Here is a 2,348-nt window from a genome sequence, read left to right as displayed (position 1 = left end):
AAACACCACGAACGCATCGGCGGCGGCTATCCCAACCGGCTGCGCGGCGGCCGGGCCTGCGCGAGTCGAAGATCCTGACGGTCGACATCTGCCTGCGCCGTTCCGCGAGTCGCGCTACAGTTTCGGCTAGCGGCCGCTGCCGCGTTCCGGTTTTCCTCTCCGGAAGCCGCCCGGGCGCTACCCGCCAGGGCGCTTTGACCGGTCGCCGCGACTTTCTATAATGGATGCGTCATGGGCATCTTTCTCTTTTCATTACCGCTGGCGGTCGTCTTCCTGGCCAGTCTCGTCGCGCTCGTCATTCTCTACCGCGCGGCCAGGTCGGCGCCTTGGCAGGCGCTGAATGCGACCGGCGCGTTTTCCGCCTGGTGCGCCTTCATCATTGCATTGCCGCTGCTGTGGCGCTTCGACGTGCCGGGCACCGGCGGCGTCACGCTGCACCTGCTGGGCATGCCGCTGTTCGTGCTGATGTTCGGACCGCAGCTGGCGGTGATCGGCATCGGCATCGCGGTTGCCGCCTATACCGCGCTGTATGAGGGCCTGTGGGCCAATCTCGGCATGAACCTGCTGCTGCTGGCGGTCCTGCCGGCGTATTGCGGCGAAACGGTGATGCGGCTGACGCGCAAGTATTTCCCGCATCACATCTTTGTCTACCTGCTCGGCAACGGGTTCTTCGGCGCAATGGCGATGCTGGCGACCATCGGCGTGCTCTCGCTCGGCGCCAACGAGCTGTGGGTGGTGCATGCGCCGATCGCCGCCGACACCATCGCCTACATGCTGCTGCTGGCCTGGGGCGAATCCTTCCTGACCGGCTTTTTGCTGACCATCTTCACCGTGTATCGGCCGGAATGGGTGCTGACCTTCGACGACGAGGTGTATTTGCGCGGGAAGTGACTTATTCCGCTGCGGCGCGCCGTTCCCGGACCTCCGGCGCCAGCGGGATGTGGATGGTGAGGACGGTGCCCTGGCCCGGCGTGCTGGCGATGTGGAAAGTTCCGTTCAGCGCGTTGATCCGCTCCTCCACGCCGACCAGCCCGAACGAATTGCTGTTCTTGCGCGCCTCGGGATACATGCCGACACCGTTGTCGGCGATTCTCATGACCAGCTGTCCGTCTTTCTTGTGCAATTCGATCCACACCTGGGTCGCCTTGGCGTGCCGGATCACGTTGGTCAGCGATTCCTGCAGGATGCGGAACAGGGTGGTGGCGCGCGTGTCGTCGACCGCGAATTCTTCCTCGCCCAGCACCAGCTCGCAGGCGATGCCGCTGCGGCGCCGGAATTCGTTGACCTGCCATTCGATGGCGGCAGTGAGGCCGAGGTCGAGCACCGCCGGACGCAGGTTGTTGATGATGGTGCGGATGGTCTTGACGGTGGCGTCGATGTATTGCAGCGCGCTGCGGACCTTTTCGTTCAGGCGCGGGTGCGACTTGCCGGTGCGCGCCTCCAGCATCGACACGTCGATGCGCAGCGCCAGGAGCGTCTGCCCCAGCTCGTCGTGGATTTCGCGCGCGATGCGGCGCCGTTCGTCTTCCTTCACCCGGTCCTGGTGCGCGGTCAGCTCGCGCAGCAGTTCGCGCGAGCGCTTCAATGCCTCCATCGTCTGCTTGCGCTCGGTGATGTCCATGATGGTGCCGCGCAACAGGATCATGCCGTCGTTGTTGCTCGGCCGGCAGATGGTCTGCACCCAGCGCACCGTGCCGTCGCGCCGCACGATCCGGTGTTCGGTGTTGAATTCCTCCCCGCCGCGCAGCGCTTTCGCCATGCCCGTCTGCACCCGTTGCCGGTCTTCTTCATGGATATGGCGCAGATAGGCCGAATAATCCGGCAGCTCCGAAAACCGTTCCAGGCCGAAGATGTGGAAGGTCTCGGTCGACCAGGTCATGGTCTGGGTGGAGATGTCCAGCAGCCAGCTGCCCAGGTGCGCCATGTGCTGCGCTTCGGCCAGGCTGGCTTCGCTGGCGCGCAAGTCCTTGGTCATCTCCTTGGCCAGTTCCACCGCGCGCTGCCGCGCCGATGCCTGCGAATAGTAGATGGTGAACAGCAGTCCGGCCGCGATCAGGCCGACCACCAGCACGATGCGCGGCAGATAGGTATCGAAGCTGCTCATCATGGCGGTTTTGCTGGCCGTAAATTCGACCTCCCACACGCGCGGGCCGACCGTCATGGCCACCCGCTTGACGAACAGCGGGCCGGAGGCCGCCGGCTTCTGGCCGGGTTCGGCCGCTTCGCTGTCGAACATCAGGCGGCCGGGGTCCCGGGTGCCCGACTCCCGCTGCCCGTCCGATACGCCGACGTCGTAGATCTTGAAGTTCAGATGGGGCAGGGTTTTCTTGTCGACCGCGCCGAGCATC

The 2,348-nt window shown here is 64.9% G+C and carries 2 protein-coding genes; one reads left to right on the top strand and one right to left on the bottom strand.

The genetic code is table 11. From position 1 onward, the window contains the following. Positions 1-231 precede the first annotated feature (231 nt). The gene (locus A6M56_RS08150) at positions 232-891 is read left to right on the top strand and encodes an energy-coupling factor ABC transporter permease (RefSeq protein WP_286758055.1); all 660 of its coding nucleotides are present in this window, start codon (positions 232-234) and stop codon (positions 889-891) included. A gap of 1 nt (position 892) precedes the next feature. Here A6M56_RS08150 and A6M56_RS08145 read toward each other — a convergent pair. Further along, the coding region (locus A6M56_RS08145) for a sensor histidine kinase (RefSeq protein WP_286758054.1) at positions 893-2,348 on the bottom strand (1,456 nt) is incomplete at its 5' end.

The sequence above is a fragment of the Ralstonia sp. RL genome (assembly GCF_001683835.1).
Taxonomy (GTDB): Bacteria; Pseudomonadota; Gammaproteobacteria; order Burkholderiales; family Burkholderiaceae; genus Ralstonia; species Ralstonia mannitolilytica.
The sequence above is the reverse complement of the archived record's forward strand: the minus strand, read 5'-3'. Positions and strand labels throughout refer to the sequence as shown.

Bases quoted from the DNA above. Each gene is read 5' to 3' on its own strand.
- A6M56_RS08150 (WP_286758055.1), top strand. From the start codon at position 232: ATGGGCATCTTTCTCTTTTCATTACCGCTGGCGGTCGTCTTCCTGGCC.